At 43.3% G+C, this 26,159-nt stretch carries 22 protein-coding genes; 11 read left to right on the top strand and 11 right to left on the bottom strand.

Features of this window, described 5'->3' with window-relative positions; translation table 11 throughout:
• Nucleotides 1-21: 21 nt before the first annotated feature.
• Together AC0VYT_RS00110 and AC0VYT_RS00105 are read right to left on the bottom strand one after the other, a co-directional pair.
• Nucleotides 22-603 carry a 5'-methylthioadenosine/S-adenosylhomocysteine nucleosidase family protein gene (locus tag AC0VYT_RS00110; protein WP_005017464.1) on the bottom strand — a complete coding sequence of 194 codons (582 nt, stop codon included), beginning with the start codon at nucleotides 601-603 and terminating at the stop codon, nucleotides 22-24.
• 87 nt (nucleotides 604-690) lie between these two features.
• Complete coding sequence (locus tag AC0VYT_RS00105; protein ID WP_005404709.1) at nucleotides 691-1,821, bottom strand: TDT family transporter; 1,131 nt, start codon at nucleotides 1,819-1,821, stop codon at nucleotides 691-693.
• Nucleotides 1,822-2,031: 210 nt separating this feature from the next.
• On the opposite strand from AC0VYT_RS00105, the gene ribF reads away from it, so the two are divergent.
• The 6 genes from ribF to AC0VYT_RS00075 all read left to right on the top strand — a co-directional run bounded on the left by ribF (nucleotide 2,032) and on the right by AC0VYT_RS00075 (nucleotide 8,373).
• Nucleotides 2,032-3,033, top strand: coding sequence for a riboflavin biosynthesis protein RibF (gene ribF / locus AC0VYT_RS00100; protein WP_005404708.1), 1,002 nt, complete (start codon nucleotides 2,032-2,034; stop codon nucleotides 3,031-3,033).
• 64 nt (nucleotides 3,034-3,097) lie between these two features.
• On the top strand, nucleotides 3,098-5,938 hold the full coding sequence (gene ileS / locus AC0VYT_RS00095) for an isoleucine--tRNA ligase (protein ID WP_005017474.1): 2,841 nt from the start codon (nucleotides 3,098-3,100) through the stop codon (nucleotides 5,936-5,938).
• A complete protein-coding gene (gene lspA / locus AC0VYT_RS00090; RefSeq protein ID WP_005017478.1) occupies nucleotides 5,931-6,467 on the top strand; it encodes a signal peptidase II in 537 nt (178 codons plus the stop codon). Before ileS ends, lspA begins: the two co-directional genes overlap by 8 nt.
• Complete coding sequence (locus tag AC0VYT_RS00085; protein WP_005017480.1) at nucleotides 6,464-6,946, top strand: FKBP-type peptidyl-prolyl cis-trans isomerase; 483 nt, start codon at nucleotides 6,464-6,466, stop codon at nucleotides 6,944-6,946. The genes lspA and AC0VYT_RS00085 overlap by 4 nt, the downstream gene beginning before the upstream one ends.
• A 311-nt stretch (nucleotides 6,947-7,257) precedes the next feature.
• A complete protein-coding gene (locus AC0VYT_RS00080) occupies nucleotides 7,258-7,719 on the top strand; it encodes a hypothetical protein (RefSeq protein ID WP_005017482.1) in 462 nt (153 codons plus the stop codon).
• A 114-nt stretch (nucleotides 7,720-7,833) separates the two neighbouring features.
• On the top strand, nucleotides 7,834-8,373 hold the full coding sequence (locus AC0VYT_RS00075) for an NADPH-dependent FMN reductase (protein ID WP_005017485.1): 540 nt from the start codon (nucleotides 7,834-7,836) through the stop codon (nucleotides 8,371-8,373).
• An 84-nt stretch (nucleotides 8,374-8,457) separates the two neighbouring features.
• Here the strand turns inward: AC0VYT_RS00075 and tyrS are convergent, their stop codons facing one another.
• The gene (tyrS, locus tag AC0VYT_RS00070) at nucleotides 8,458-9,690 is read right to left on the bottom strand and encodes a tyrosine--tRNA ligase (RefSeq protein WP_005017488.1); all 1,233 of its coding nucleotides are present in this window, start codon (nucleotides 9,688-9,690) and stop codon (nucleotides 8,458-8,460) included.
• A gap of 63 nt (nucleotides 9,691-9,753) precedes the next feature.
• Here tyrS and AC0VYT_RS00065 point away from each other — a divergent pair, with 63 nt between their 5' ends.
• Both AC0VYT_RS00065 and AC0VYT_RS00060 read left to right on the top strand, forming a co-directional pair.
• Nucleotides 9,754-10,884: an anhydro-N-acetylmuramic acid kinase gene (locus AC0VYT_RS00065; protein WP_005017492.1), complete on the top strand. Its 1,131-nt coding sequence runs from the start codon at nucleotides 9,754-9,756 to the stop codon at nucleotides 10,882-10,884.
• A 113-nt stretch (nucleotides 10,885-10,997) separates the two neighbouring features.
• Nucleotides 10,998-11,843 (top strand): alpha/beta fold hydrolase, encoded by an 846-nt coding sequence (locus tag AC0VYT_RS00060; protein ID WP_005017494.1) that lies wholly within the window; start codon nucleotides 10,998-11,000, stop codon nucleotides 11,841-11,843.
• 52 nt (nucleotides 11,844-11,895) lie between these two features.
• On the opposite strand, the gene erpA is transcribed toward AC0VYT_RS00060, so the two are convergent.
• From erpA to AC0VYT_RS00040, 4 genes are all read right to left on the bottom strand, one after another.
• Entirely contained in the window at nucleotides 11,896-12,231 is a 336-nt protein-coding gene (erpA, locus tag AC0VYT_RS00055; protein ID WP_005017496.1) for an iron-sulfur cluster insertion protein ErpA, read from the bottom strand.
• A 124-nt stretch (nucleotides 12,232-12,355) separates the two neighbouring features.
• On the bottom strand, nucleotides 12,356-13,360 hold the full coding sequence (locus AC0VYT_RS00050; RefSeq protein WP_005017498.1) for a putative solute-binding protein: 1,005 nt from the start codon (nucleotides 13,358-13,360) through the stop codon (nucleotides 12,356-12,358).
• A 132-nt stretch (nucleotides 13,361-13,492) separates the two neighbouring features.
• Nucleotides 13,493-14,500, bottom strand: coding sequence for a putative solute-binding protein (locus AC0VYT_RS00045; protein WP_005017500.1), 1,008 nt, complete (start codon nucleotides 14,498-14,500; stop codon nucleotides 13,493-13,495).
• 197 nt (nucleotides 14,501-14,697) lie between these two features.
• Entirely contained in the window at nucleotides 14,698-15,702 is a 1,005-nt protein-coding gene (locus tag AC0VYT_RS00040; RefSeq protein ID WP_005017503.1) for a putative solute-binding protein, read from the bottom strand.
• Between the two features lie 223 nt (nucleotides 15,703-15,925).
• On the opposite strand from AC0VYT_RS00040, the gene AC0VYT_RS00035 reads away from it, so the two are divergent.
• The 3 genes from AC0VYT_RS00035 to AC0VYT_RS00025 all read left to right on the top strand — a co-directional run bounded on the left by AC0VYT_RS00035 (nucleotide 15,926) and on the right by AC0VYT_RS00025 (nucleotide 19,866).
• Entirely contained in the window at nucleotides 15,926-17,860 is a 1,935-nt protein-coding gene (locus AC0VYT_RS00035; RefSeq protein ID WP_005017509.1) for an ATP-binding cassette domain-containing protein, read from the top strand.
• 281 nt (nucleotides 17,861-18,141) lie between these two features.
• On the top strand, nucleotides 18,142-18,387 hold the full coding sequence (locus tag AC0VYT_RS00030) for a DUF2171 domain-containing protein (protein ID WP_005017512.1): 246 nt from the start codon (nucleotides 18,142-18,144) through the stop codon (nucleotides 18,385-18,387).
• Between the two features lie 315 nt (nucleotides 18,388-18,702).
• Nucleotides 18,703-19,866, top strand: coding sequence for a zinc-dependent alcohol dehydrogenase (locus AC0VYT_RS00025; RefSeq protein ID WP_005017515.1), 1,164 nt, complete (start codon nucleotides 18,703-18,705; stop codon nucleotides 19,864-19,866).
• Nucleotides 19,867-19,920: 54 nt separating this feature from the next.
• Here AC0VYT_RS00025 and gyrB read toward each other — a convergent pair whose 3' ends face one another.
• The 4 genes from gyrB to dnaA form a co-directional block, all read right to left on the bottom strand.
• Nucleotides 19,921-22,389, bottom strand: a complete 2,469-nt coding sequence (gyrB, locus tag AC0VYT_RS00020; RefSeq protein ID WP_005017517.1) for a DNA topoisomerase (ATP-hydrolyzing) subunit B — start codon at nucleotides 22,387-22,389, stop codon at nucleotides 19,921-19,923.
• A 45-nt stretch (nucleotides 22,390-22,434) separates the two neighbouring features.
• On the bottom strand, nucleotides 22,435-23,517 hold the full coding sequence (recF, locus tag AC0VYT_RS00015) for a DNA replication/repair protein RecF (RefSeq protein ID WP_005017519.1): 1,083 nt from the start codon (nucleotides 23,515-23,517) through the stop codon (nucleotides 22,435-22,437).
• A 15-nt stretch (nucleotides 23,518-23,532) separates the two neighbouring features.
• Nucleotides 23,533-24,681 carry a DNA polymerase III subunit beta gene (dnaN, locus tag AC0VYT_RS00010; RefSeq protein ID WP_005017521.1) on the bottom strand — a complete coding sequence of 383 codons (1,149 nt, stop codon included), beginning with the start codon at nucleotides 24,679-24,681 and terminating at the stop codon, nucleotides 23,533-23,535.
• A gap of 95 nt (nucleotides 24,682-24,776) precedes the next feature.
• Nucleotides 24,777-26,159: a chromosomal replication initiator protein DnaA gene (dnaA, locus tag AC0VYT_RS00005; RefSeq protein ID WP_005017523.1), complete on the bottom strand. Its 1,383-nt coding sequence runs from the start codon at nucleotides 26,157-26,159 to the stop codon at nucleotides 24,777-24,779.

The following is a 26,159-nucleotide window of genomic DNA, read 5'->3' as shown; positions in this document are numbered from 1 at the left end:
TCTGGCCTTTTTACTTGTTCTTTATGATTGAAATGAAAGCCTTGCTTGCTGGTATAAATCTAACAGTTTATGCGCTCCCAACAGCAGATTATTTTCCCAATCCAGATGTGCTGTGGTGTTGGCACCATCACTAATATATTTGACAGATACCAAGCGTACTCCAAGTTTTTTACAAACTTTAGCCAGGGCATAACCTTCCATATCCACCAGATCACAAGACACTTTAGGCAAGCCTGTTTCGAAGGAGTCACCAGTTCCACAGATTCCTTTAGGCAATTGATCGAAGTATGAAACCAGTTCAATACATCCTGGTATTTCCTCATCCATTGGAGTAATGCCCGGGACAAAACCTAAAGGAGAGACATCCATATCACGTTGTACAAAACTGCTGACCTCGACCAGTGAGTGGGTTTCAAAGTGACTACTGCCTGCGGTACCTAAGTTAAAAAGTATTTTACATCCAGTACGTTGAATCACCTCATAGGCTTTAAATGCTGCATTGACCTTGCCAATACCGCTGTAATGAACCTGAATACCGGCCTGCTCAAACAGTCCTTTAGATTCACTTGGGAGCGCCATGATGAGTGCAGATTGCTCTACCATTTAGAAAACTCATTAAAATTTGATTATTAGAAAATAAAGTTAACTCAGGTACAAGGTACTAAGGACTGATTAATCCACTGTAAATACTTAACCCTTGTCCAGAAAACTTTTCAGGCAAGGTGAGAACAACAGGTTGCCACGATAAAACCCTTGTACGATCTTAGTGGCAACAACCACCCAGAGTATGATTAAAATATAGGCCAAGCTAGAGGCAATATTATGTAATATAGAGAGCTGAAGCTGCTGGCCTAGAGTGTAAATGGCCAGTGTAAACACCCCTAATGGAAAGGTTAAACCCCACCACCCCAAATTGAAAGGTAGACCTCTTCTTATATATTTTAAGGTCATCAATACTGCAAGGCCAAGCCACCAAAGCCCAAACCCCAATAGAATCAAGCTGCTGGCGGTACCTGCATACTGCAAAAACATGCCTAAATCTTTCTGTCCAATAAAAGTTAAAATGCGTGTTGCCTGTGATCCTAAGCTCAGTAAAGCCAATGCACCCGTTCCAATAGGACCTAATGCCAGCCAGCTGCTAATGACCATATCTTTAGAAGGTAACTGATGCAGGGCAAGTCTTAACATCAGAATAGTTAATATGGCAAAAGCTGGCAGTACTGAAATTCCCCATAACCCATAACTGGCCATCAATATAGCCACTGTCTGCTGGCTTATAGCCAGATATTGTACTAATACTCCACCTGAGTTTGCTGCCACCTCACAGGCTACAATCGGTAATAGCCAGATCGCTGTCATACTGTGTAACTGGTGCTGCTGGCAACTAAACATACAAAAAGGTACTAACCAAGCAATTCCCACTGCCATAACGACATCGATATACCAAAGCAGTTTGGCTATTTCTAGTGCAGAATCGCCATATAGCGGCAAACCGTATTTTAAAAATCCATTTACAAGAGTAGCCAAGCCCATAGGAATAGCACCTAGAAACAGACTCATGTTTGAATGAAAAAAGATTTGTCTGGCTTCGGTGGGATAGAACAACCAGCGCAGGCTATAAAGCAGACTAAAGCTGATAAATAAGATAATATTGATTTGCCACAGGAAAATACCTCCCAACCACAGATTAATTGAACCAGATGACAGTTCAGGTAAAATAAGTGCTACTACACCCGTTCGCATAGTGACGGTAAACCAGTTAGGTGTGAATTGACGAATGATATCTCGTGGCTGCCCTAGCTGTTCAAATGGCCTGTTCATTACTGTACCTGATTGAATTTTTAATGCAGCACTAATTATAAAAAGGCCCATATATAAATAAAACTGATTTATTTATATTATATAAATCAATAGAAATGATATATAATTTATTGATCAGCCAAAAAAATGAGTAAAAACACAACAACAAGACGAAACTGTGAGAATATGGCAATATATGACCTTTCAAATTTTGCACTGATTTCTTCGCCCATGAAGCTGCTCCGTCTGAATGCCCTGATGCCCGATTTTCAGCTGCCTGCAACCGCAGTGACAATTGGCAATTTTGATGGTGTCCATCTTGGACATCAGGCCATGATTGCTCAGCTTAAAACTGTTGCTGCCCAGAAGAATTTAAAAACACTGGTTATGCTGTTTGAGCCCCAACCACTAGAATACTTTAAAGGCTACGAAGCCCCTCCCCGTATCAGCTCACTACGTGAAAAAGTAGAGTATTTGACTGAACTTGGGGTGGACTATATTGCTGTAGCCAAATTCGATGACCAGTTCCGTAGCATGAGTGCAGAAGGCTTTGCGTCCCTTTTAAAAGATAAGCTTCATGCTCATAGTCTGGTATTAGGTGATGATTTTCATTTTGGAAAAAACCGGCAAGGCAATAGCGAATTTCTAAAAAACTATGGCTTTGCAGTCACTAATCTGAATACTGTCGACTTTCAGGGAGAGCGAGTCAGTTCGACACGGATCCGGCAGGTATTACAGCAGGGTGACCTGACTCTTGCTGCCCAGCTTTTAGGACGTCCCTACAGTATGGTGGGTCGAATTCAGTATGGTGACCAGATTGGGCGTACCTTGAATTTCCCGACCATTAATGTAGGGATGAACCGGCATAAGCCCTGCCTGCATGGAATTTATGCGGTAGAAGTGATCTCTGAGCATAATTCTCTTGCTGCCAGAGTACGTCTGGAACACCCAGATTTACCTGGAATTGCAGGTTATGGACCGGAGAGTTTATTTGGTGCCGGACATGTGGGAACACGGCCCGCAATTCAGCAGCAACAGCCAGAGTGGCGATTAGAAGTACACTTTCCTGAGGTTTCTGCTAATCTGTATGGCTTGCTGGTGCGGGTCACTTTTTTAAAATATCTGCATGGTGAAGTAAATTATCCTTCGCTTGAAGCATTAAAGACCGGAATTGATAATGATGTAGCCAAGCTCATTGAGTTTCGTAGAAATACCCCCAAATTCCCTGTTTAAATTCTGTTTTTTTGATTGTAAAACCCGTCAGCGTTCAAGCTGATTGAACTGGAAGACAACTTGCATGAGCGATAAGCAAACTCCTGAAAATGCTGTGGATTATAAAGCCACACTAAATCTGCCGGGCACTGAATTTGCCATGAAGGCAAATCTGGCAGTACGTGAAGTAAAATGGTTAGAAGAGTGGTACGCCGACAACATTTATCAGCAGATTCGCACATCGCGTATTGGCAAGAAAAAATATATTTTGCATGATGGCCCTCCCTATGCAAATGGCACAATTCACTTGGGTCATGCAGTCAATAAAGTCTTAAAAGATATTATTGTTAAAAGTCGCACATTATCTGGCTTTGATGCACCTTATGTTCCAGGCTGGGACTGCCACGGTTTGCCAATTGAACTCAAAGTTGAAGAAAAAGTAGGTAAAGTGGGCGAAAAAGTTGATGCAGCCACTTTCCGTAAATTATGCCGTGAATATGCTTCACAACAAATTGATCTGCAGCGTAACGACTTCAAGCGTCTGGGCGTACTGGGTGATTGGGATAATCCTTATCTGACCATGAATTACAAGCAGGAAGCAGATATTGTTCGTGCACTGGGCCAGATTCAGAAAAATGGTCATATTCAGCCTGGCTTAAAGCCGGTGAACTGGTGCATGGACTGTGGCTCGGCACTGGCTGAAGCTGAAGTTGAATATGAAGATAAAAAATCTGATGCAATTGATGTCGGTTTTAGTGTCGTTGACTTAAAAGACTTATCTACCCGTTTGAAGGTAGAAATTGATGTGCCTACTGATATTGTTATCTGGACCACAACACCATGGACCCTTCCGGCTAACCAGGCAGTTTCAGTACATGCTGAAATTGAATATCAGCTGGTACAGACCCAGACAGACAAAGGCTTACACAATCTGATTCTGGCTAAAGATCTGGTAGAGTCTGCTGTAGAACGTTATAAGCTAGAAAACCCGGTAGTACTGGCCGATTTTACCGGCGCAGTGATTGAAAACCTGCAACTCCAGCACCCACTTCTGGCAGATCGCCAGGTTCCGGTCATTTTAGGTGAACATGTGATTGCAACCAGTGGTACGGGTGCAGTACATACTGCGCCTGGCCATGGTGTAGATGACTATAAAGTTGGTCTGCTCTATCAGTTGAAAGTCGATAATCCGGTGGGTGGCAATGGAGTATATTTGCCAACTTCACCACTTTTCCCGGGTGTACACATCTATAAAGCCAATCCGCAAATCATTGAAGCCCTTGGTGCAGCAGGCCGTTTGTGGGCACATCAGCCAATTCGACACAGTTATCCACATTGCTGGCGCCACAAGACTCCTATTATTTTCCGTGCAACGCCTCAATGGTTCATTAGTATGGATCAGCAAAATTTACGTCAGGGTGCACTGGATGCGATTGAAAATGACATCGAATTTGTACCAAGCTGGGGTAAAAATCGGATTGAATCCATGATTGATGGCCGCCCGGACTGGTGTATCTCACGTCAGCGTACCTGGGGTGTGCCAATTCCGTTTTTTGTACATAAAGATACCAATGAGCTGCATCCGCGTACTCCGGAACTGATCGAAGAAGTTGCCAAGCTGATTGAACAGGAAGGTATTGATGCCTGGTTTAACCGTGAAGCGAAAGACTTTATTGGTGATGATGCCGAACACTATAATGCCGTGCGTGACACGCTGGATGTCTGGTTCGATTCAGGTACAACCCACTATGCTGTACTTGACCAGCGCGAAGATCTGGAAAGCCCGGCTGACCTTTATCTAGAGGGCTCAGACCAGCATCGTGGCTGGTTCCAGTCATCCCTGCTGACGTCTATAGCCATTCATAACCGTGCGCCTTACAAAGCCTTACTGACTCATGGCTTTACAGTAGATGAAAACGGACGCAAACTATCAAAATCGCTAGGGAATTATATCCCGCTAGATGACATCATCAAGCAGCTGGGAGCTGATGGTCTACGATTGTATGTTGCTTCAAGCGACTACCGCTATGAAATTGCAGCAAGTAAAGAAGTCTTTAACCGCGTTAGCGACAGTTATCGCCGTATCCGTAATACTCTACGCTTCCTGCTGGCCAATCTAAATGGCTTTAAGCCAAGTACTGATGCACTGCCAGTAGACCAGTTGATTGCATTGGATCAGTATATCTTGCAACGTGCGCATGAGGTTCAGCAGAGCATCCTTACTGCTTATGATGAAATGAACTTTCATGTCGTCTGTAGCTCACTGACCAATTTCTGTATTAATGATCTGGGCGGTTTTTATCTGGACATTATTAAAGATCGTCAGTACACCACCAAAACCGACTCTCAGGCACGTCGCTCTGCGCAGACTGCGTTATATCATATCGTACAGGCCTTTATCCGCTGGATGAGCCCAATCCTGAGCTTTACTGCACAAGAGGCTTGGCCACTGATTCCTGAGCAGTCAGAAAAATATGTATTTATGAGCGAGTGGTATCAGATTCCGGTGGCCTCAACAGCCAATCTGATTTCTGAAGAAAACTGGCAAACATTAATTACAGTAAAATCTGCAGTAAACAAACAGATTGAAGCTGCACGTAACGCTAAACTGGTCGGCTCTAACCTCTCTGCCAAGGTTGAACTCTGGGCCCAACCAGCGTTAAAAAGCATTCTGGACCAGCTGGGCAATGAGCTGCGCTTTGTCCTGATCACCTCTCAGGTTATTGTTCATGACTTTGAGGAAGCAGGTGAAAGTACCGAGCTCGAAGGTCTGCGTGTCAAGGTTTCAGCGGCAAAAGGTGAAAAATGCGCTCGCTGCTGGCATGTACTGCCTGATGTTAATACACATGCAGGTCATCCAAGTATTTGCGGACGCTGCCTAATTAACCTTCCTTCTGGTCAGGGCGAAGAGAGAAAATATGCCTAATACACCGCAAAGAAAAGGCTGGTTCCAGTTCTATCCACATAATCTGGTGTGGATCGGGCTGGCAATTGTTGCCATTATTTTGGATCAATGGACCAAATGGATTGCAACAAACCATCTGAACTATGCCGATCCGGTAGCCGTACTGCCCTTTTTAAACTGGACGCTGCTACATAATTATGGTGCAGCATTCAGTTTTCTGTCTGATGCCGGTGGCTGGCAGCGTTATTTATTTACCGGACTGGCGGCTGGAGTTTCCTTGCTGTTTGTTTTCTGGCTAATGCGTATGCCAAAACATCTGGTCATTTTACCAATGGCTATTGCCCTGATTCTAGGGGGCGCCATCGGTAACCTGATAGACCGGGTCAGTCTAGGATATGTAGTAGATTTTATTCATGTCTACTATCAGAACAGTCACTTTCCTGCATTTAATATTGCTGATAGTGCCATCACTCTTGGAACAATCCTGTTATTAATTGATACTTTCTTTCTGGAAAAACACCGGATTCAACGTGCAGAGGCAACAAAATGACAGAGTTACTCAACCCGAATGAAGATACCCGAATTGAAGAAGGTTCTCAGGTAGAGCTGCACTTTTCAGTTGCCATTGAAGATGGTGTTGAAATAGATAATACCCGCAGCCGTGAAGAGCCGGTGAGTCTGGTGATTGGTGACGGTAATTTACTGCCAGGCTTTGAACAGGCTCTTTTTGGTTTAAGGGCAGGTGACCGCCGTACTGTACATTTACCGGCAGAAGATGCCTTTGGACCGTGGAATCCGGAAAATATTCAACGCTTTGATACGGTCAAATTTGAACAACGCCCTGTGGTTGGCCAAATGATCGAGTTTGAAGACAAAGCTAAAAGCAGCCTGTACGGTGTGGTCAGATCAGTGAATGATGACATGACCGAGATAGACTTTAACCATCCGCTGGCAGGTAAAAATATCAGTTTTGAGGTTGAAATCTTCAAGGTTACACCAGCAGGTCAGCAAGGTATTAAACTCATCTAGACGCTGCCTAAAATCAATCATTCTGAAGCCGGTCTGTGTATGTCCGGCTTTTTTTATTATAAGTAAAATATAAACTAAATATTTAAATGTCTAGCCAGTTTACTGATCATTTAAATGATCAGCAGGTAGTTTTTCTAAAGGTCTATATAATAAAAAGCGATGAATGCAGCTTCACGCCTGGCTATATATCAGGCTAGAATTCAATCAGCCATAAAGACTGGCAGATATCTAAACATACACTTTATCCCAGTTTTAATTATAAAAATTATTACTCAGCTTAAGTGCTGTATGATTAAAAACAATGAGTTGTTATGCTGACACTAACTGTTTTATTACGTTGTCTTTCTAGCGCAATACGTGAAGCATTATTACAAACCCTGAATGAATGTGCCCAGCACCAGATTGCCCAAGTCCAAGTATCTCATCTTTTTTTACAGCTCTTAAAGCAACCCGAACCAAATGAATTAATCTTTTTATTAGACCGTTATGATATTTCTGTCTTGGAGCTCAGGCGGCAGCTGAATATAGCTTTACTTTCAGCACATATTCAAAGCCACAGTACATTGGTGTTAAGTGAGGCTTTAATTATTTTATTGCAACAGGCCTGGCAGTTTTCCCGGACAGAGCAATGTCCGCAGATTAATATATTTCACCTTCTACAGGCATTAATGGATACAGATATTTTATTATGTCAAAAAGCTTGTTCTCCAGTCATAGATCTGGTCGAACGATCTGAAATATTGAATAGCCATCTAACGATTATACCTGCTTAAAAATTAAACTGGTTCATAACTTTTGATGTTTTAAAATAGAGATACAAATTCTGTCTAGGCGCTTTCCAAAAAAATAATTAGTTTAATAAAGATCATGCCTAACCGGAAAATATTATGAAAATCTATATTATTGTAGGCAGCATACGTGAAGGTCGTACTGCTATTAAGGTGGCCAAATGGGTTCTCGAGGCTATTGAGAGTTTTGACTATAACACCCTGGAAACTGAAATCGTTGATTTAAAAGAATGGGATTTGCCTGTTTTTGCCGGAAGCCATCCGCCCATTACAGGTATCTATGACCAGCCAAAACAACAGCAATGGGCAGAAAAAATTTCCGAAGGTGATGGCTTTATTTTTATTAGTCCTGAATATAATCATGGTTATAGTCCAGCCCTGAAAAATGCTCTAGATTACTTAGGTAAAGAATGGCAAGGCAAACCTGCTGCCTATGTGGGTTATGGGGCAACCAATGGTTCACGTTCAATTGACCAGTTACGCCAGGTCGGGACCTATCTGGGTTTAATCGACTCTAACGCTACTCTAGAAATTCGTGATATTTTCAAGCGTAATCAAACTGAGCAGTTTGAAGGTAATGAAGCCGAGATTAAGATCCTAAGATCAGTGATAGAAAAACTGATAAATCACGCTATTTAGCAATATATCCTATAGTTCAAATGATTCTGTCAAATAAAAGTGATAAAAAAGCAGGTCCAGAGACCTGCTTTTTTATTCATCTATTTAGTCAGTAAAGGTAACTTTAGCAATCGCCTTTTTGCCTGCCTGAATAATATAAGTTTTATTTTCTTTTACTGAAAAGTCTGCATCTACTACTTCCCAGTCAACTTTAACGGCGCCCCGCGCTACAGCATCCTTAGCCTGCGCTGCATTTTTAGTTAAACCCGCAGTACGCAAAATGGACGCAATAAAGATTTCACCACCAAATTCGGCACGAGAAATAGTTACTTCAGGTGTGCCTTCTGGCAATTCACCTTCAGTAATAATATTTCCTGCACCTTTATGCGCATTGGCCGCTGCTTCACTGCCATGGAAACGCTCAACCAGTTCCAGTGCCAGAATACGCTTGATTTCCTGCGGATTACGGCCTTCTACCATCTCTTTGAGCAGATCTTGAATTTCAGGCATCGATTTAAAGCTGAGCAGTTCAAAGTAACGTTCGATCAGGCTGTCTGGCATCGACAGTACCTTTTGGTACATTGCGCCTGGTGCATCAAATACACCGATGTAATTGCCCAGAGACTTCGACATTTTCTGTACACCATCCAAGCCTTCTAGAATTGGTACGGTAATACAGACTTGAGGCTCTTGATGATAACGGCCTTGCAGGGTACGGCCCATTAACAGGTTAAATGTCTGGTCTGTACCGCCAAGCTCAACATCCGCTTCCAGAGCAATCGAGTCATAACCCTGCACCAGCGGATATAAAAATTCATGAATCGCAATCGGCTGCTGACTACTATAGCGCTTGGTAAAATCATCACGTTCCAGCATACGTGCAACGGTCTGCTGGGAAGCCAGTTGAATCAGATCAGCCGCAGTCTTGCTGGCAAACCATTCTGAGTTGAATACCACCTTGGTTTTATTTGGTTCAAGAATTTTAAAGACCTGTTCCTGATAGGTTTTGGCATTTTCCAAAACCTGCTCACGCGATAATGGCGGACGTGTTGCACTCTTGCCGGTCGGATCACCGATCATGGCAGTATAGTCACCAATCAGGAAATATACATCATGGCCTAAATCCTGAAATACTTTAAGCTTATTAATTAAAACCGTATGACCCAGATGCAGGTCAGGGGCAGTTGGATCAAAACCCGCTTTAACTTTAAGGGGACGGTTTTCTTTTAATTTCTTCAGAAGATCTTCTTCAGAGATAATTTCATGAGTGCCTCGTTGAATGAGGGCAAGTTGTTCTTCAGCCGGCAGGAAATTTGACATCACAAAACCCAAACACATCAGTTATACAATTTGTGAGATATACTAACACTTTTTCAGCACATTGCAGGCTTAAGAATCATCATGACAGCGATCTATATCGGGGTAATGACCGGCACCAGCATGGATGGTGTCGATATCGTTGCTGCTTCTTTTGATCCTCTCCGGCTCCACGCTACCCTGACATTACCATTCGATCCGGAATTACGTGACGAGCTGATGGCATTAACCCTGCCAGATGATAATGAAATTGACCGGATGGGAGCTGCTGATGTTGCTCTGGGCCAAATGATCGGTCATGGTATTAACCAGATGATTGAAAAAAATGCTCTGGACCGTAGCCAGATCAGGGCCATCGGTTCACATGGCCAAACTATTCGTCATCGTCCTGAACATCATTTTACCCTACAGATTGGTGACCCTCATATTATTGCCGAACTGACTGGTATTGCAGTGGTATCTGATTTTCGTCGTCGTGATATGGCAGCCGGTGGCCAAGGTGCACCGCTCGTGCCGGCTTTTCATCAGGCCCTATTTCAGCATCCTGAAATTCACCGGGTGATTTTAAATCTGGGAGGTATTGCCAATGTCAGCCTGTTACCCGCTGGTCAGCCCGAGAAAGTCTATGGGTTTGATACCGGTCCGGCCAATATCCTGATGGATGGCTGGTGTCAGCGTTATACAGGCCATCCTTATGATGAAAATGGCAGTTGGGCTGCCTATGGCCAGCCAATTCGTGCTTTACTGGAACGCTTGCAAGCGCATGAGTATTTCTCGAAAGAACCTCCAAAAAGTACCGGACGTGAAGACTTTAATCTGGACTGGCTGGATGAGCAGATACAGGACTGGCGTAATGACGATCTGGGGTATGATGAGCTGGAAGATACACCCGAAAATGTACAGGCTACTTTATTAAAGCTGACCACAAGGGCAATTAAAAAAGCCATTTACCGTTCAGGACTGGATACAGGTGAAGTATATGTATGTGGCGGCGGTGCTTACAATGCACATTTATTAGACCAGTTACGCTGGCGCCTGCGCAAGCATCAGTGGAGTGTGCAGACTACTGACAGTCTGGGCCTTAGTCCAACCTGGGTAGAAGCAACAGCATTTGCTTGGCTTGCTATGCGGTTTGTACAGCAGCAAAGTGGTAACCTGCCTGCTGTTACCGGTGCACAAGGCTTTCGCATTTTAGGCAGTATGACTGCAGCCTGATTAGACGGGCTATAAGTGAGCTACAGCATACTTTCTGGTGAAGATACACCGCAGTAATTTTTACTAAAATATATGACTAAACAAAAATTCAAAGTAACAATAAGAGAAAAAAGATGATTGATTTAAGTAAACAGCGCCTTGAGCGTTATCATCGTGGTGAACTGAGCTTTGACCTGATCGATAGCGGTCCGCTAGAAGGTGAAGCTGTGGTACTGCTCCATGGCTTTCCCGAAACGGCACAGTGCTGGGATCAGGTCCGGGTTCAGCTCAATGCAGCAGGTTTTCGTACCTTTGCACCGAACCAGCGTGGCTATAGCCTTGATGCACGCCCTGAAGGACGTCAGGCTTATCGGATGCAGGAGCTACTTCAAGATCTGGATCTGCTGATTGACCAGATTAACCAGCCAGTCCATTTGGTTGGCCATGACTGGGGAGCAATTGTGGCATGGGAATACGCTATGCATTACCCTAAAAAATTAAAAAATCTGGTGGTATTATCTGTACCTCATCCAGGCGCTTTCCTGCGTGCCCTGCTTGCCTCGGACCAGCTATTTAAATCTTATTATATCGGGTTATTTCAGCTGCCTAAATTGCCAGAATTATTATTTGAAAAATTTCCAAAAATAGGTCTGGGTTTACTTAAAAATTCAGGGATGACCAAGCAGCAACTGGAAATTTTCAAAACAGAAATGCTGGAACAGGGCCGTTTGAGTTATAGCCTGAACTGGTATCGGGCACTACCTTTTAATGCCCGTTTCCAGCGATTCGATCCGGTCACTATCCCTACTCTGTTTATCGGCGGTACCCAGGATGTGGCTATTAGTGATGCTGGCGTTAAACTAAACCAGCGTTATGTACAGGCGCCATACCGTGAAGTCATATTAGAGGCCAATCACTGGCTTCCTGTGCAGCAAGCTGCTGTAGTCAGCCAGCTTATCCTGGAGCAGATTCAGGCTTAACTAAAGTGATAAAAAAACCCATCTCAGGATGGGTTTTTTAAACAGTTATCTTCTAGATTGAAAATGAAGATCCGCAACCGCAGGTCGTAGTAGCATTCGGATTCTCAACGATAAAACGTGATCCTTCCAGTCCCTGAATATAATCAACCACTGAACCTACCAAATACTGGTAACTTAGTGAATCTACCAGCATGGTCACATCGCCATTGGTAAATTCAGCATCATCTTCATTCATGCTTTCAGCAAAGTTAAAACCGTAAGAGAATCCTGAGCAGCCGCCTCCTGTTACATAGACACGTAACATTAAATCCTGATTCCCTTCGCTTTCACGGAGTTGGCGCACTTTATTTGCAGCATTATCTGACAACACAAGAGCTGGGGCATTCATACTGGGCGTTCCTCAACAAATTCATCTGCCTTAAAAGGCAAAGGCCATATATTTAAAGTATAACATACTCAATATATGGCCAGCGCCTGAACTTTAAAGTTTATCCTGAGTTATTTTATCAGGTTTATTTATAGTTCTCATCCTGTAGGCTGCATTCAAAATTACTGCGGTCTTCTTTACAGCGGAATTGCCATAACAGTTTCATCATGCGCCTGTCATAAACACCACGTCTGGTCAGGTCGATCCGTGATTCACGCATCAGTTTCTGGTAACCCGGCTTATCTGCCGCTGGTATATTCATCCAGTATTTCTGTGGAATATCCGCTTTCATTTTTCCAAGAATACCAAACGCACGTGGTAACTGGGTTTTAACCCATTCCCGCGATTTTTGTCCATAGCCTGCAGGGAACTTGTCTGGACGAATAATCAGGTTTCCTGTTACCTGCAGAATCGGATAATTAACAATAGCGCCTTTGGTACCGAGACCTTTATGTAATTCCAGCGGTTTAAACACGGCTGCCGGCGCACCGATAATATCGACCTGGCGGTTATTGAACTTGCTGCCAAAATTAGTTACATCGGCACTAACTGCCTGCGCCCCGATTTGCTGAACCATAATCTTCTGGGCTTCATCATAATCAAGAACTGCAATTTTTTTGCCAGCTGCTTTAGCAACTGTATTAATACTACGGTCATTTACCATCAAGAATGCATCGCCGACCGGAATAACTCCTGCAACTTCATATTTACTATTGGTCATATATTTGGCAAAAGTCGGGCTGGCTAAGCCTTGCATAACCTTAACAGCCAACTTAAGGTCCGGAATAGCTCCGATTGCATCCAGGGAACCGGTAAATTTATTAAACTGTCGGCCACGCATACCGGTAACACTAATTCCGTCACATTTCCCGGCTTTAAAATCTTCAGCAATCACTGCCTCATTCTGGCCTACACGCAGTTCGATATCTGCTCCCCAGTTTTTAGCAGCAAGCTGATAGTCTTTCATTAAAGCATATACATCGCCATTTTTACCGACCAGATCAAAAACACAAAAAACCTGTTTTGCCTGAGCTGCTTCTGCTGCCATTAATATTCCTGCACCCAGCACAAGTGCTTTAGTCCATTGCATAATTTTATCCTTTTAATTTTATTTTTTCTTATTTTCTGTTTTCTATCTGGCAGCTGAGTACTGACCTTACATGCCTATAAAAATACAGACAAAAAAGCCCGGTTTATAGCCAGGCTTTTTAACTTCTATAATTTATTCGCCTGCCATAGAGCATTCGAAGTTGGCTTTATCGACTGCACAGCGAGCTTTCTTCAATACTGCCATCATATTTTTGTCATAAATACCCTGTCTGGTTAAATCCATACGGCCATCACGTAACATCTTCTGGTATTTAAGCTTGTCTTCAGCACTTAGATTCATTTTATATTTACCCGGAATACCGGCTTCTAAACGCTGAATCATTGAAAAGCTTTTTGGTAGCTGTTTGGCAAACCAGGTACGTGATTGCTGACCAAAACCAGCCGGGAATTTATCGGCTCGCAGGACCAGATCAGCGGTTACCTGTAATACCGGGAAATTCATCATCGCGCCATTACTGCCCAGACCTTTATAAATTTCCAAAGGTTTATAAGCATAAGCCGGCGCACCGACCATATCGACCTGGCCATTATTAAATTTGGCCACAAAGTTAGATACATCAGACAGGACTGCCTGTGCTCCAATACGCTGTACCATAATTTTCTGGGCATTGTCATAGCCCAGTACTGCAAACTTCTTACCTGCTGCTTTCTCAACAGAATTAATATTTTTATCACGTACAAAGATATAAGCTGAACCTAAAGGTGATACACCGGCAACTTCATATTTATTGCCACCCAGAGTTGTAGTCATTTTGCCGGCATTACGGGCATCCAGTACATAAGAGATTGCACGTTGGGCCACAGCATTACTTGGCACAGCACCCAAGGCATCAATAGAACCCACGAATTTGTTATACGGACGGGCGCGCATTGAAGTCATAAAAACTGCATCACATTTACCTGCCTTGAAATCACTGTCCGCTACAGCTTCATCCTGACGTGGAACCAGGTTAATATCTGCTTTCCAGGATTTTGCAGCCAATGCCCACTCTTCCATCATTTTGTAGGATTCACCAGATTTACCCAGTAAATCGAAGACGCAAACATCTACTTTGGCCTGAGCAGTGCCTGCCAGACCTAAAAGTGCAGTGGTAACAGCAGTCAGTACTATTCTTTTCATTGTTTTCTTCCTTTTTTGAGATTTTATTCTCGAACTTCCCTTACATTGCAAGATATTACCCAGCTTTATTTAAAAAAAATAGAGTATTTGCTCCATTTTTTTAAATTGTGATCTATCTCTGCATTTTTTAAGTAATTAAAATTTTCTATCTATACTTATATTCAGGAAATCAATAGCTATAAAACTGTCATTTTGTATTATTCGCCCGAAAGTGAACACTCAAAGTTAGTCCGCTCTACTGTGCAGCGCGCCCTTTTTAACACACGCATCATGGTCTCATCATAAATGCCCTGACGGGTCAAATCGATGCGGCCTTCACGTAATAAACGTTGATAAGCAGTACGGTCTTCAATGGACAGCTGAATTCGTAATTTTGCAGGAATGCCTGCTTCAAGGCGTTGTACCATAGCCATGCTGCGAGGCAACTGTTTTAAGAACCATTGACGTGACTTGGCAGCAAAGTCCTGTGGAAATTTATCTGGCCGGATAATCAGGTCTGCAGTAACATTGACTACCGGGAAATTGATCATGGCACCGTTTGGACCCATGCCTTTATAAATTTCCAAAGGCCGGTAAGCATACGCAGGCGCTGCAACAATATCCGCCTGTCCATTATTGAATTTACTAACAAAATTCGAAATTTCTGAGGCCACCGGCTTGGCATTAATACGCTGTACCATGATCCGTTGAGCAGCATCATGCCCAAGAACTGCAAATTTTTTCTTGGCGATTTTTTCAACTGTATTAATATTACGGTCTTTTACAAAAATATAAGCTGCGCCGAGCTGACCGATTCCGGCAACTTCATATACCTGTCCCTCCAGTCTGCTCACCAGACGTTTACTATTACGCTGATCCAGAGCATAGCTGATGGCCTTTTGGGCTATTGCATTACTAGGTACCCCACCTAGGGCATCAATTGAACCAGCAAATTTGTTAAAAGCACGAGCACGAATAGAAGTCATATACACACCATCACAATTTCCAGCTCGAAACTCACGCTCTGCCTGTGCCTCATCTGCTACAATTTTTAGTCCGACATCAGCATTCCAGTTCTTGGAAGCCAGCAGCCAGTCTTCCATCAATTTATAGGACTCGCCAGCTTTGCCCAGCAAATCAAAAACACAGATATCTACTTTGGCCTGGGCTGAATGAGCAAATAAAAAAAGTGAAGCAGCTAATAGAATTTTTCCCTTATTCATCTTATTCATCCTGAGTCTTATTGTTTAAATGAGGGCTTTATCACTATAAACAGCTTAACTGTACAAAAATAGAGCATTCACTCTAATTTCCGATAAAGTGTTTTTGTGTGGAGTCAAATTATTGGATGAAATTCATATTCTTTTGCAGAGACAGGTGATTTTTTGTTTTTCTTGGCAGATATCCTTTAAAATGGCCTACCTCTGATAATAGATTTGCGTATTCATGATTCAGCTTGACCAACTTTCGATTCGCCGCGGTGGCCGTATACTCTTTAAAAAAGCGAGCATGCAACTGCATCCAGGCTGGAAGATTGGTCTAACCGGAGTTAACGGCGCCGGTAAATCTACTCTGTTTTCGGCATTGCTTGGCAATATGTCGGCCGATGAAGGTTCTCTAAGCCGTCCTGCGGTATGGACAGTTGCTCATATGGCACAGGAAGTCGAAGCACTGGATATGGCAGCACTGGATTTTGTATTATCAGGTGATGAAGAATATTGGGAAATTCAGGCAAAACTGGAACAGTCCGACCAGCTATCTGATCATGATATTGCCCATTTACATGGCCGCTTTGACGAGATTAATGGTTATTCGGCTCCTGCCAAGGCAGCACAGCTTATGGCAGGTCTGGGCTTTTTCGAATATCAGCTAAAACTGGCAGTATCCAGTTTTTCTGGAGGATGGCGTATGCGTCTGAATCTGGCCCGTACCCTGATGAGTCGCTCAGACCTGCTTTTGCTGGATGAACCGACTAACCACTTGGACCTTGATGCCATTTTATGGCTGGAAGACTGGTTAAATGCCTATGAAGGTACTTTGGTCCTAATCTCACACGACCGTGATTTTCTTGATGCTGTCACTGATCATATCCTGCATATTGAAAATCAGGAGCTTACTTTATATACCGGAAATTATTCCACTTTTGAACGGACCCGTAGTGAACGTCTGGCCCAGCAGCAACAGGCTTATGAAAAACAGCTGGAAACCCGCGCACACCTGCAAAAATATATTGACCGTTTTAAGGCACAGGCCACCAAAGCACGTCAGGCACAGAGTCGAATCAAGCAACTGGAGCGAATGCAGGAACTTTCGGCTGCCCATGTCGATACGCCCTTTACGTTCAGTTTTCGTGAACCTAGCAAAATGAGTTCACCCTTACTGACATTAGAACATGCGGATATTGGTTATGGGGAAAAACTGATTACCACTAATATCCAGATTCAGATTACGCCTTCAAGCCGTATTGGTCTGCTGGGAATGAACGGAGCAGGTAAATCTACTCTGATTAAATCACTCGTAGGTGATCTGCCCCTGCTTAAAGGTTTACGTCATCCTTCAGAACTGCTCAATATTGGCTATTTTGCCCAGCACCAGATGGATGCCCTAGATGGTCAGGCCAGCCCTATGCTGCAACTGGCACGAATTGCCGACAAGAAAATCAGTGAGGCCAGCCTGCGCTCTTTTTTAGGTAGCTTTGGTTTTAGTGGCGAACGTATGGATACACCCAGTGAAAGTTTTTCGGGTGGAGAACGGGCCCGCTTGGCTCTGGCCCTGATTGTCTGGCAGCGTCCAAATGTCCTGATCCTTGACGAACCAACCAACCATCTAGACCTGGATATGCGTCACGCATTAACTATGGCTTTACAGGACTTTCAGGGTGCGGTAGTTCTGGTATCACATGAGCGACAGCTGATTGCCAGTGTTTGTGACGAGTTATTACTGGTACATGACGGTCGTATGACCGAGTTTGAAGGAGACCTTCAGGATTATGCTAACTGGCTACGTCAGGCCCGTACACAAATCATGAAACAGGGCCAGCAGCCTGCTGCGCCAATCCAATCTGTAGTTGTTGATGTACCTGCCATTTCCAAAGTTGATAAAGAAGCACAGCGTAAAGAAGCTGCACGCCGTCGTGATATAACTCGCCCGGTCCGCAAGAAAATCGAACAATGCGAAGCCCGTATTGAAAAATTACAGCCGCGTCTTGAGACACTTGAAACCGAACTAGGTGATTCATCGCTCTATGATAATGACCGCAAGAATGACCTGCTTAAACTGATGAATGAACAGACAGAACTCAAGCTCGCCTTAGCCGAGGCAGAAGAACAGCTTCTGGAATTAATGATGGAGCTTGAAGAGCTGGAACAATCATTTCAGTAATCTAATTCTATATAACCTGATTTTAAATAAAATCAGGTTATATTCTTAAAAAATTAATTTTAAAATCATTTTTGCTACAGTTTTATAATAACTTTATATTTTATTAATAAACCTTACATAAGTATTACCTAAAAAGATTTCTTTATTATTTTTAATCCTCTAAATTATTTAAATTAATTATTCATATCTGAATAATACTAGAGATAGAGATTATTCATAAATGTTTTTTATTTTTGAATAATCTAAATGACTTAAACTATATAAGTAAAGGAGAAAGAAGCATGGCAACAGGTATCGATCTCAGTCAAATTACTCAACATGCAGAAGTTTTAGGTTCAGATAACGAACATGTAGGCCGTGTTGACCACCTAGAAGGTGAAGATCAACTAAAACTTATTAAGAATGATGAAGACAGTGATAGAAAACATCATTTAATTCCTCTAACTTGGGTACAGGAAGTCAGCAATAATCAGGTAATTTTAAACCTGACAGCCAATGAAGCAAAACAGCAATGGCAAGCTGTATAATATAATTTAACATTATATTAATAAAAGGATTACTCTATTTAAAGGTAATCCTTTTATTTTATTTAAAAATATTTTTTTAAAATAAAAATAATTAATTTTAAAATGTAAAGAATCATTTCGGTTAATTGCTACTTTAAATCAACATTATTTTACCTAAGCCTTGTATATGTACATTTTTTCAACAGGCTAAATTGTTTTTTTATACATAAGCTTACCTCATGACGCTGCATTATGAATGACAGGTCAGTTTTCTTACTCAACAAAATTTTTACATGATTCTGCTGACTCTAAAAATAAACCAGAGAGGAAATAAGAATGCGCGCTCTTACATATCATGGTGCTCGGGATGTCCGGGTAGAATCTGTTCCTGATCCGATCATTCAAGAACCGGATGACGTTATTTTGCGAGTTACTGCAACTGCAATTTGTGGTTCTGACCTGCATTTATATCGAGGTAAAATTCCGGCCACTAAAGATGGTGACATCTTTGGCCACGAATTTATGGGTGTAGTAGAGGAAGTTGGTCCGGCAGTCACTGAAGTAAAAAAAGGCGACCGGGTAATTATTCCTTTTGTGATTGCCTGTGGTAGCTGCTTCTTTTGTGAACATGATCTGACTGCGGCCTGTGAAAATACAAATACGGGTCGGGGTGCTATCTTAAATAAAAAGCAGATTCCGCCAGGTGCTGCGCTGTTCGGCTATAGCCATTTATATGGTGGAGTTCCAGGTGGGCAAGCTGAATATGTACGTATTCCTAAAGGAAACGTAGGGCCATTTAAAGTACCAGGTTCTTTATCTGATGAAAAAGTTTTATTTTTGACTGATATTTTGCCTACTGCCTGGCAAGCAGTCACCAATGCCAAAATTGGTAAGGGATCAAGTGTTGCAATTTATGGTGCAGGACCGGTAGGCCTGCTCTCGGCCGCCTGTGCACGTATGCTGGGTGCCGAACTTATCTTTATGGTAGACCACCATAATTACCGTCTACAATATGCAAGGGACACCTATGGTGCCATTCCGGTTAATTTTGATGAAGTCGATGCAGCTGAATTTATTATTAGCAATACGCCGGGCTACCGTGGTGTAGATGGGGTAATTGATGCTATCGGTTTTGAAGCCAAGGGCAGCATGCTAGAAACCGTCATGACCAACTTGAAGCTTGAAGGTTCGAGTGGCGCTGCATTACGTCAATGTATTGCAGCTGTACGTCGTGGCGGCGTAGTAAGCGTACCGGGTGTTTATGCAGGACCAATTCATGGCTTCCTGTTCGGTGATGCATTCGATAAAGGCTTAACCTTTAAGATGGGACAAACCCATGTACATAAGTTCCTGCCACAATTACTGGAATTTATTGAAAATGGTGACCTTTCCCCAGAAGTAATTATTACCCACCGTATGAACCTGTCTGAAGCCGCTGAAGGCTATCGTATATTTGATAAACGTGAAGAAGACTGTCGTAAGGTAATCCTTACTCCTTAATAATAAGATATAAAAAAGCGCCTTCTGGCGCTTTTTTATTGAGCAGTGATGAGATTAAGCATCAATATCGGCATTCAATGCATTTTCTTCAATAAATGCACGACGTGGCTCGACATCGTCTCCCATCAGGCAAGAGAACATACGGTCTGCTTCAATTGCATCATCAATAGTCACTTGCAGCATATTACGATTTTCCGGGTCCATCGTGGTTTCCCAGAGCTGCTCGGCATTCATCTCACCCAGACCTTTATAACGCTGAATCATCATGCCACGGCGTGAGTCCTGCAAGATGAACTGCCAGACCTGATGGAAATTACTGACCTGTACACGACGCTCACCTTTTTCAAGATAAGCACCCTCTTCAATCAGGCTGAACCAGCTTCTTGAATTCTTGAGCAGTCGGGCATATTCGGCAGAGCCCAGCAATCCGGCATCAAGCAGATAATGATGTGGCAAGTTATGCACATAAACAGTGATCCGTGGCCAGTAAAGCGCCGAGGACTGACCATCTGCATCAATACGTTCAAATTTTTCAAGACTCAATTCAGGACGTAAGCTAGACTGCATGTCTGCAATACGTGAACGTAACTGTTCACCCCATTGCTGGACATAACTTTCATCATGGTTCTGGTCCATTTTAAAAGCTTCTAGCGCCAAGAGACCATCAAGCAAGGTCGCAGGATAACGCAAGGTTAATCGGTGCAGACTCTTTTGTGAAACCTGGTAATCCTGAATCACCTGAGCCAATGCCTGTCCATTAATTGCTGGCGCATCGGCACTGACATGCAGAGACAGATCATCAATTGCATTGGAAATCAGATAGGTTTCCAGAGCATCATTATCTTTAATATACTGTTCCTGCTTGCCTTTTTTCAGTTTATATAAAGGCGGCTGAGCAATATAAATATGACCCCGTTCTACCAGTTCAGGCATTTGACGGAAGAAGAATGTCAACAGTAACGTACGAATATGTGAACCGTCGACATCAGCATCTGTCATGATCACAATCTTATGATAACGCAGCTTGTCCGGATTATATTCCTCACGTCCAATACCACAGCCTAATGCCGTAATCAGTGTACCGACCTCAGCAGAAGAAATCATCCGGTCAAAACGGGCACGCTCTACATTTAGAATTTTACCCTTTAACGGTAAAATCGCCTGCATTTTACGGTTACGGCCCTGCTTGGCAGAACCGCCTGCCGAATCACCCTCGACTAGAAACAGCTCAGACAAGGCGGGATCTTTTTCCTGACAATCAGCCAGTTTTCCAGGTAAGCCGGCAATATCCAGTGCACTTTTACGGCGTGTCATTTCACGGGCTTTACGTGCTGCATCACGGGCACGTGCTGCATCAATAATTTTACCTGCAATAGACTTGGCTGCTGCCGGGTTCTCAAGCAAATATTCAGAGAACGCCTTATTCATCGCCTGTTCGACTGCCGGTTTAACTTCACTGGACACCAATTTTTCTTTGGTTTGCGAAGAAAACTTAGGATCTGGAACTTTAACTGACACAATAGCAGTCAGTCCCTCACGTGCATCATCCCCTGTTACTGCAACTTTTTCTTTCTTAAGAATATTCTCATTCTCAAGATAGCTGTTCAGGCCACGGGTTAGTGCTGCGCGGAAACCAGCCAGATGGGTACCACCATCTTTTTGCGGAATATTATTGGTAAAGCAGCGTACATTTTCCTGATAAGAATCATTCCACTGCAACGCCACTTCAACACCAATTCCATTTTCAGCCTGAGTGGTGAAATGGAAAATTTCATTCAGGTGATTTTTACCTTCATTGATATATTTAACAAATTCGGACAGACCACCTTCATAGTCAAATACATGTTCAAGGTTAATGCGTTCATCGCACAGAACAATACGGACACCGGCATTTAGAAAGGACAGCTCACGCAGACGGCGTGCCAGAATATCGACATTAAAAATAGTCTGGCTAAAGGTTTCAGCACTCGGCCAGAAACGGACTTTAGTACCTGTACGTTCAGTTTGTCCCACGACACGTAACGGATACTGAGGTACACCGTGCTGGTATTCCTGCTCATGTATCTGTCCTGCACGCTGTACAGTCAGCTCAAGCTTGCTCGACAAAGCATTAACAACCGATACACCTACACCGTGCAGGCCACCAGAGACTTTATAACTGTTATCATCAAACTTGCCGCCCGCATGCAAAATTGTCAGGATTACCTCTGCAGCAGAGACACCCTCTTCCGGATGGATATCGGTTGGAATACCCCGGCCATTGTCAGATACGCTCACAGATTCATCTTCATGAATGGTCACCAGAATTTCATCACAGTGTCCAGCCAGTGCTTCATCAATCGAGTTATCGACCACCTCGAATACCATATGGTGCAGCCCTGTCCCATCGTCTGTATCACCAATATACATACCAGGACGTTTACGCACTGCGTCTAGGCCACGTAATACCTTGATACTAGAGGAATCATAAGCCTTTTCTTGGGTGTGTTCTGTTGGAGAGGCAGATTGAGATTCTGAACTCATGGTTTCTCCCTAGTGTAAAATGGATCAATCCAAAGATGGGTTAAATCATTGCTGAACGACACTGACTTGACCGTGTTCAACATGGAATAATTGATAGGAAATAGACAGATCATGCAAATGCTGCTGTACCGATTTATGCTCTAGAGTGGTAATAAAAACTTGACTACCAAGTTGGCTCAATCGCTCAATTAAACGTTGTTGTGCGGTTAAATCTAATTCTGCCGTCAGATCATCTAATAATACCACAGTTTCCTTATTGCTCGCATGCAACATTGCAATCTGAGAGAGTTTTAAGGCCATAATTAATAGTTTTTTTTGTCCTCTTGAAAGAATGTTATCCGCATCTCCAAGTGGTGTTTTCAAGCGCAGGTCTGCCCGGTGTGGTCCATACTCGGTATAGCGTCTATCCAGGTCTTTCTGATGATATAACGTCAGGTCCTGATAAAGCCCCTGCTCACTATGAAAACCGGATACATAGTCTAGCTCAATCTCCAGATCAGGTAAAAGCTGGCTTAAATCCTGTTTAAAATAAATCTTCCATTGCTCCATCACCTGTGAACGTTGAGCATGGAGCAATTCACCATAACTGGCCAACATCTTGTTCCATGGATCAAGCTCATCCACACTTAGAGTTTGGCGGGATTTAAGCAGACTGTTACGCTGCTTGAGTGCGCGAGAATAATATTGCCATGTCTGATAAAATTCAGGTTCCACGTGGAACATCAGCCAGTCCAGTAACTGTCGCCGCGGTTTGGCTCCATGGTCAATGATATCCGTACTGAGTGGGTCGATATATTGTAATGCCAGCATTTTAGCAAGCTGACCCTGAGTTGCGACCGTATCGCCATTCACTTTAATTATCTGCTCACCCGAGAGCATTTTTTGCATGCCAATTTTCTCGGTAGCAGACTGTGCAAATACAATCGTGTCTGAAGCACCACTCTGAATGTAGTGTTTGGGAATATAAGTTCGAAAAGAGCGGCCTGTGGCCAGCAAATGAATCGCCTCAAGAATCGAGGTTTTGCCTGAACCATTGGCCCCGTAAAAAACATTAAACGGCTGCAACTCAGAGAGTGCAACCGCTGAAAGGTTCCGGACACGTTCGATATTTAAACGCGTAATATACATAAAATAGCTTTAAGTCTAGACACGCATTGGCATGACAACATAAGTCTGGTCCTGCTGGGCAGGGTCTTGCACCAGCACAGACTGATTGGCTTCAGTCATGGTCATAACAACATCATCGCCATCTAGTACGTTCAACACTTCAAGCAGATATTGTGCATTAAAAGACATTTCTAGCGGAGAGTTATTATATTGAATAGCCAGATCCTCAATCGCTTCATCCTGCTCCGGGTTGTTGGCTCGAAGCTGTAATGAATCTGCATTAAAATTGAGGAATACACCACGCAATTTTTCATTACTAAGAATCGCCACCCGTTGCAATGACTGTTTAAATACGTCATGCGCGATCTGGACAGTTTTATCACCACCACGTGGAATAACGCGACGATAATCAGGGAATTTCCCGTCAATCAGTTTAGTCGTGAAACGTACTGTAATCTCGCCCTGTTCCTTGTCACGGCTTGGGGTTTGAATTGTAACATTTAACAGTTCACGGCCAATCAGTAACGTAAGCTGTTCATCTTCAATGCTGAGCAGGCGTTGCAGTTCTGCTACTGCCTTACGTGGAACAATTGCCTGCACTGGCTGGGAAGCGGTAGAAGATGCCAAGGTTTCACACAATGCGAGACGGTGACCATCGGTAGTTACAGCACGCAATTGAGTTTCATCAATTTCCAGTAATGTGCCGGTTAGGTAAAAACGGACATCCTGCACTGCCATTGCAAAAGCAGTTTTTTCAAACAGACGCTTGAGTTCACGCTGGGTGACTTGAACCTGAGTACCCTGACTATTGTCATGATTAAGTAAAGGATAATCTTCAGCAGGTAAGGTTCCCAGTACAAAACGGCTATTTCCAGACTTTAAAATGCAGCGCTGGTCTTCAGTAATTTGTAAATCGATTAAAGCAGCACTTGGTAGTGACTTACAGATATCCATGAGTTTACGCGCCGGCACAGTAGTTTCACCCGGCTGTAAACAGGCTCCCTCACTTAAGCCGGTACTGGCCACCAGCTCAACTTCCAGGTCAGACCCGGTGATTGTCAGAGCCTGCGGACTCGCCTGAATTTTAACGTTTGAAAGAATGTTCAGGGTATGACGACGTTCGACCGCCCCTACCACATGTGATAGAACATTGAGTAAGCTCTCTTTAGCGATTTTCAAACGCACGATTCATTCCTCTAACAACTGAAGACAGATAAAAAAATAATTTTTAGCAGTGTACTATGCGGCAGTTTCAAGCACTTTGCAAGAATCCGGATTGATCAACTCTGCAACAGGCGCAGCAGGTTTTTATAATCCTCATTAAAGATCGGATCTTCAGCACGGAGGCTCTGGACTTTTTCGCAGGCATGCATGACTGTACTATGATCTCGCCCGCCAAAAGCCATGCCAATTTCTGGAAAACTGTCACCAGTTAATTCACGTGCCAAACCCATTGCTAATTGACGAGGGCGTGCATAAATTCGGGTTCTTTTAGGCCCGACCAGCTCTTTGAGGGGAATACGAAAATACTCACTCACCACACGCTGAATATTTTCTACACTAATAGTTCGGGCCCGGATCGCCAAAACATCTTTTAAGGATTCTCGTACCACGTCCAGATCAATTGCGGTTCCCTTAAACCGAGAAATAGCGACGACCTTGTTTAAGGCGCCTTCAAGTTCACGAACATTGGCAACCACCTGCTGTGCAATAAATAAAGCACAGTTACGGGGTAAGTCAATCTCATTGCTTTCAGCTTTTTTCAGCAGGATTTCTATCCGTGTTTCAATATCTGGCGGCTCGACTCCAACAGATAAGCCCCAGGAAAAACGGGAAACCAAACGTGGATCCAGTTCAGTCAATTCTTTCGGATAGCGGTCTGAAGTTAAAATAATCTGCTTGGATTCATCCAATAAAGCATTAAAGGTATAGAAAAACTCGACCAGACTTGCCTCTTTACCCGCTAAAAGATGAATGTCATCGACCAATAATAAATCCAAGGAACGACAGTTCTTTTTGAATTCTTCCACCTTGCCACGCTGTAAAGAACTGACAAAATCCTGTACAAAACTTTCTGCAGTCATATACATGACACGTGCATTGGGTTTGGCCTGTAATAGCGCATTACCGACAGCCTGCATCAGGTGTGTTTTACCCAAACCGGTAGGTCCATACAAAAACAAGGGATTATGCTGGGATGCACCAAGCTGTGTCAGTACTTTGCGGCACGTTTCTGCTGCCATCTGGTTAGAGCGCCCTTCTACAAAAAGTGCGAAAGTGAAAAGTGGATTTAAAAGACGCTTCTTATTCTGTTTGGCCGGTTCAGCTTCTTTTTCCTTTTTAGGACGCGATACCGGCATAGAAGCCGGGTGCTCTAATGCAGCCGTAGTGGTGGCTGGCTGCTCTGCTGCTGATAAAATAGCGCCGGGCCGGGAATCTACTAAAATCTCAACCTTACGTACACGGCCTTCCGACATTTGTTCAGCTAGAATTGTGATTAATTCCAGATGATGCTCTTGAATATATCGGGTCCAATAAGGATTAGGCGCATATAAACGTAAAGTATCCTCCAGTTCTTCAGCCACCAGAGGACGAATCCACATCGCAAAGATATTATCAGAGAGCTCTTGTCGCAAGCGAGTTAAGCAGTCCGTCCAAAGCAT

This window comes from Acinetobacter sp. QJM3NY_42 (genome assembly GCF_056173745.1).
Note: the sequence above shows the minus strand (reverse complement) of the source record. Positions and strands in the feature narration are given on the sequence as shown.

Excerpts from the sequence above, each read along its gene's own strand:
- dnaA (WP_005017523.1), bottom strand. The coding sequence starts at position 26,159 with ATGCTTTGGACGGACTGCTTAACTCGCTTGCGACAAGAGCTCTCTGAT.
- AC0VYT_RS00105 (WP_005404709.1), bottom strand. The coding sequence starts at position 1,821 with ATGAACAGGCCATTTGAACAGCTAGGGCAGCCACGAGATATCATTCGT.
- AC0VYT_RS00030 (WP_005017512.1), top strand. The coding sequence starts at position 18,142 with ATGGCAACAGGTATCGATCTCAGTCAAATTACTCAACATGCAGAAGTT.
- gyrB (WP_005017517.1), bottom strand. The coding sequence starts at position 22,389 with ATGAGTTCAGAATCTCAATCTGCCTCTCCAACAGAACACACCCAAGAA.
- AC0VYT_RS00060 (WP_005017494.1), top strand. The coding sequence starts at position 10,998 with ATGATTGATTTAAGTAAACAGCGCCTTGAGCGTTATCATCGTGGTGAA.
- AC0VYT_RS00065 (WP_005017492.1), top strand. The coding sequence starts at position 9,754 with ATGACAGCGATCTATATCGGGGTAATGACCGGCACCAGCATGGATGGT.
- lspA (WP_005017478.1), top strand. The coding sequence starts at position 5,931 with ATGCCTAATACACCGCAAAGAAAAGGCTGGTTCCAGTTCTATCCACAT.
- AC0VYT_RS00035 (WP_005017509.1), top strand. The coding sequence starts at position 15,926 with ATGATTCAGCTTGACCAACTTTCGATTCGCCGCGGTGGCCGTATACTC.
- AC0VYT_RS00045 (WP_005017500.1), bottom strand. The coding sequence starts at position 14,500 with ATGAAAAGAATAGTACTGACTGCTGTTACCACTGCACTTTTAGGTCTG.
- AC0VYT_RS00040 (WP_005017503.1), bottom strand. The coding sequence starts at position 15,702 with ATGAATAAGGGAAAAATTCTATTAGCTGCTTCACTTTTTTTATTTGCT.
- ribF (WP_005404708.1), top strand. The coding sequence starts at position 2,032 with ATGAAGCTGCTCCGTCTGAATGCCCTGATGCCCGATTTTCAGCTGCCT.
- tyrS (WP_005017488.1), bottom strand. The coding sequence starts at position 9,690 with ATGTGTTTGGGTTTTGTGATGTCAAATTTCCTGCCGGCTGAAGAACAA.
- AC0VYT_RS00085 (WP_005017480.1), top strand. The coding sequence starts at position 6,464 with ATGACAGAGTTACTCAACCCGAATGAAGATACCCGAATTGAAGAAGGT.
- AC0VYT_RS00025 (WP_005017515.1), top strand. The coding sequence starts at position 18,703 with ATGCGCGCTCTTACATATCATGGTGCTCGGGATGTCCGGGTAGAATCT.
- AC0VYT_RS00050 (WP_005017498.1), bottom strand. The coding sequence starts at position 13,360 with ATGCAATGGACTAAAGCACTTGTGCTGGGTGCAGGAATATTAATGGCA.
- AC0VYT_RS00110 (WP_005017464.1), bottom strand. The coding sequence starts at position 603 with ATGGTAGAGCAATCTGCACTCATCATGGCGCTCCCAAGTGAATCTAAA.
- recF (WP_005017519.1), bottom strand. The coding sequence starts at position 23,517 with ATGTATATTACGCGTTTAAATATCGAACGTGTCCGGAACCTTTCAGCG.
- AC0VYT_RS00075 (WP_005017485.1), top strand. The coding sequence starts at position 7,834 with ATGAAAATCTATATTATTGTAGGCAGCATACGTGAAGGTCGTACTGCT.
- ileS (WP_005017474.1), top strand. The coding sequence starts at position 3,098 with ATGAGCGATAAGCAAACTCCTGAAAATGCTGTGGATTATAAAGCCACA.
- erpA (WP_005017496.1), bottom strand. The coding sequence starts at position 12,231 with ATGAATGCCCCAGCTCTTGTGTTGTCAGATAATGCTGCAAATAAAGTG.
- AC0VYT_RS00080 (WP_005017482.1), top strand. The coding sequence starts at position 7,258 with ATGCTGACACTAACTGTTTTATTACGTTGTCTTTCTAGCGCAATACGT.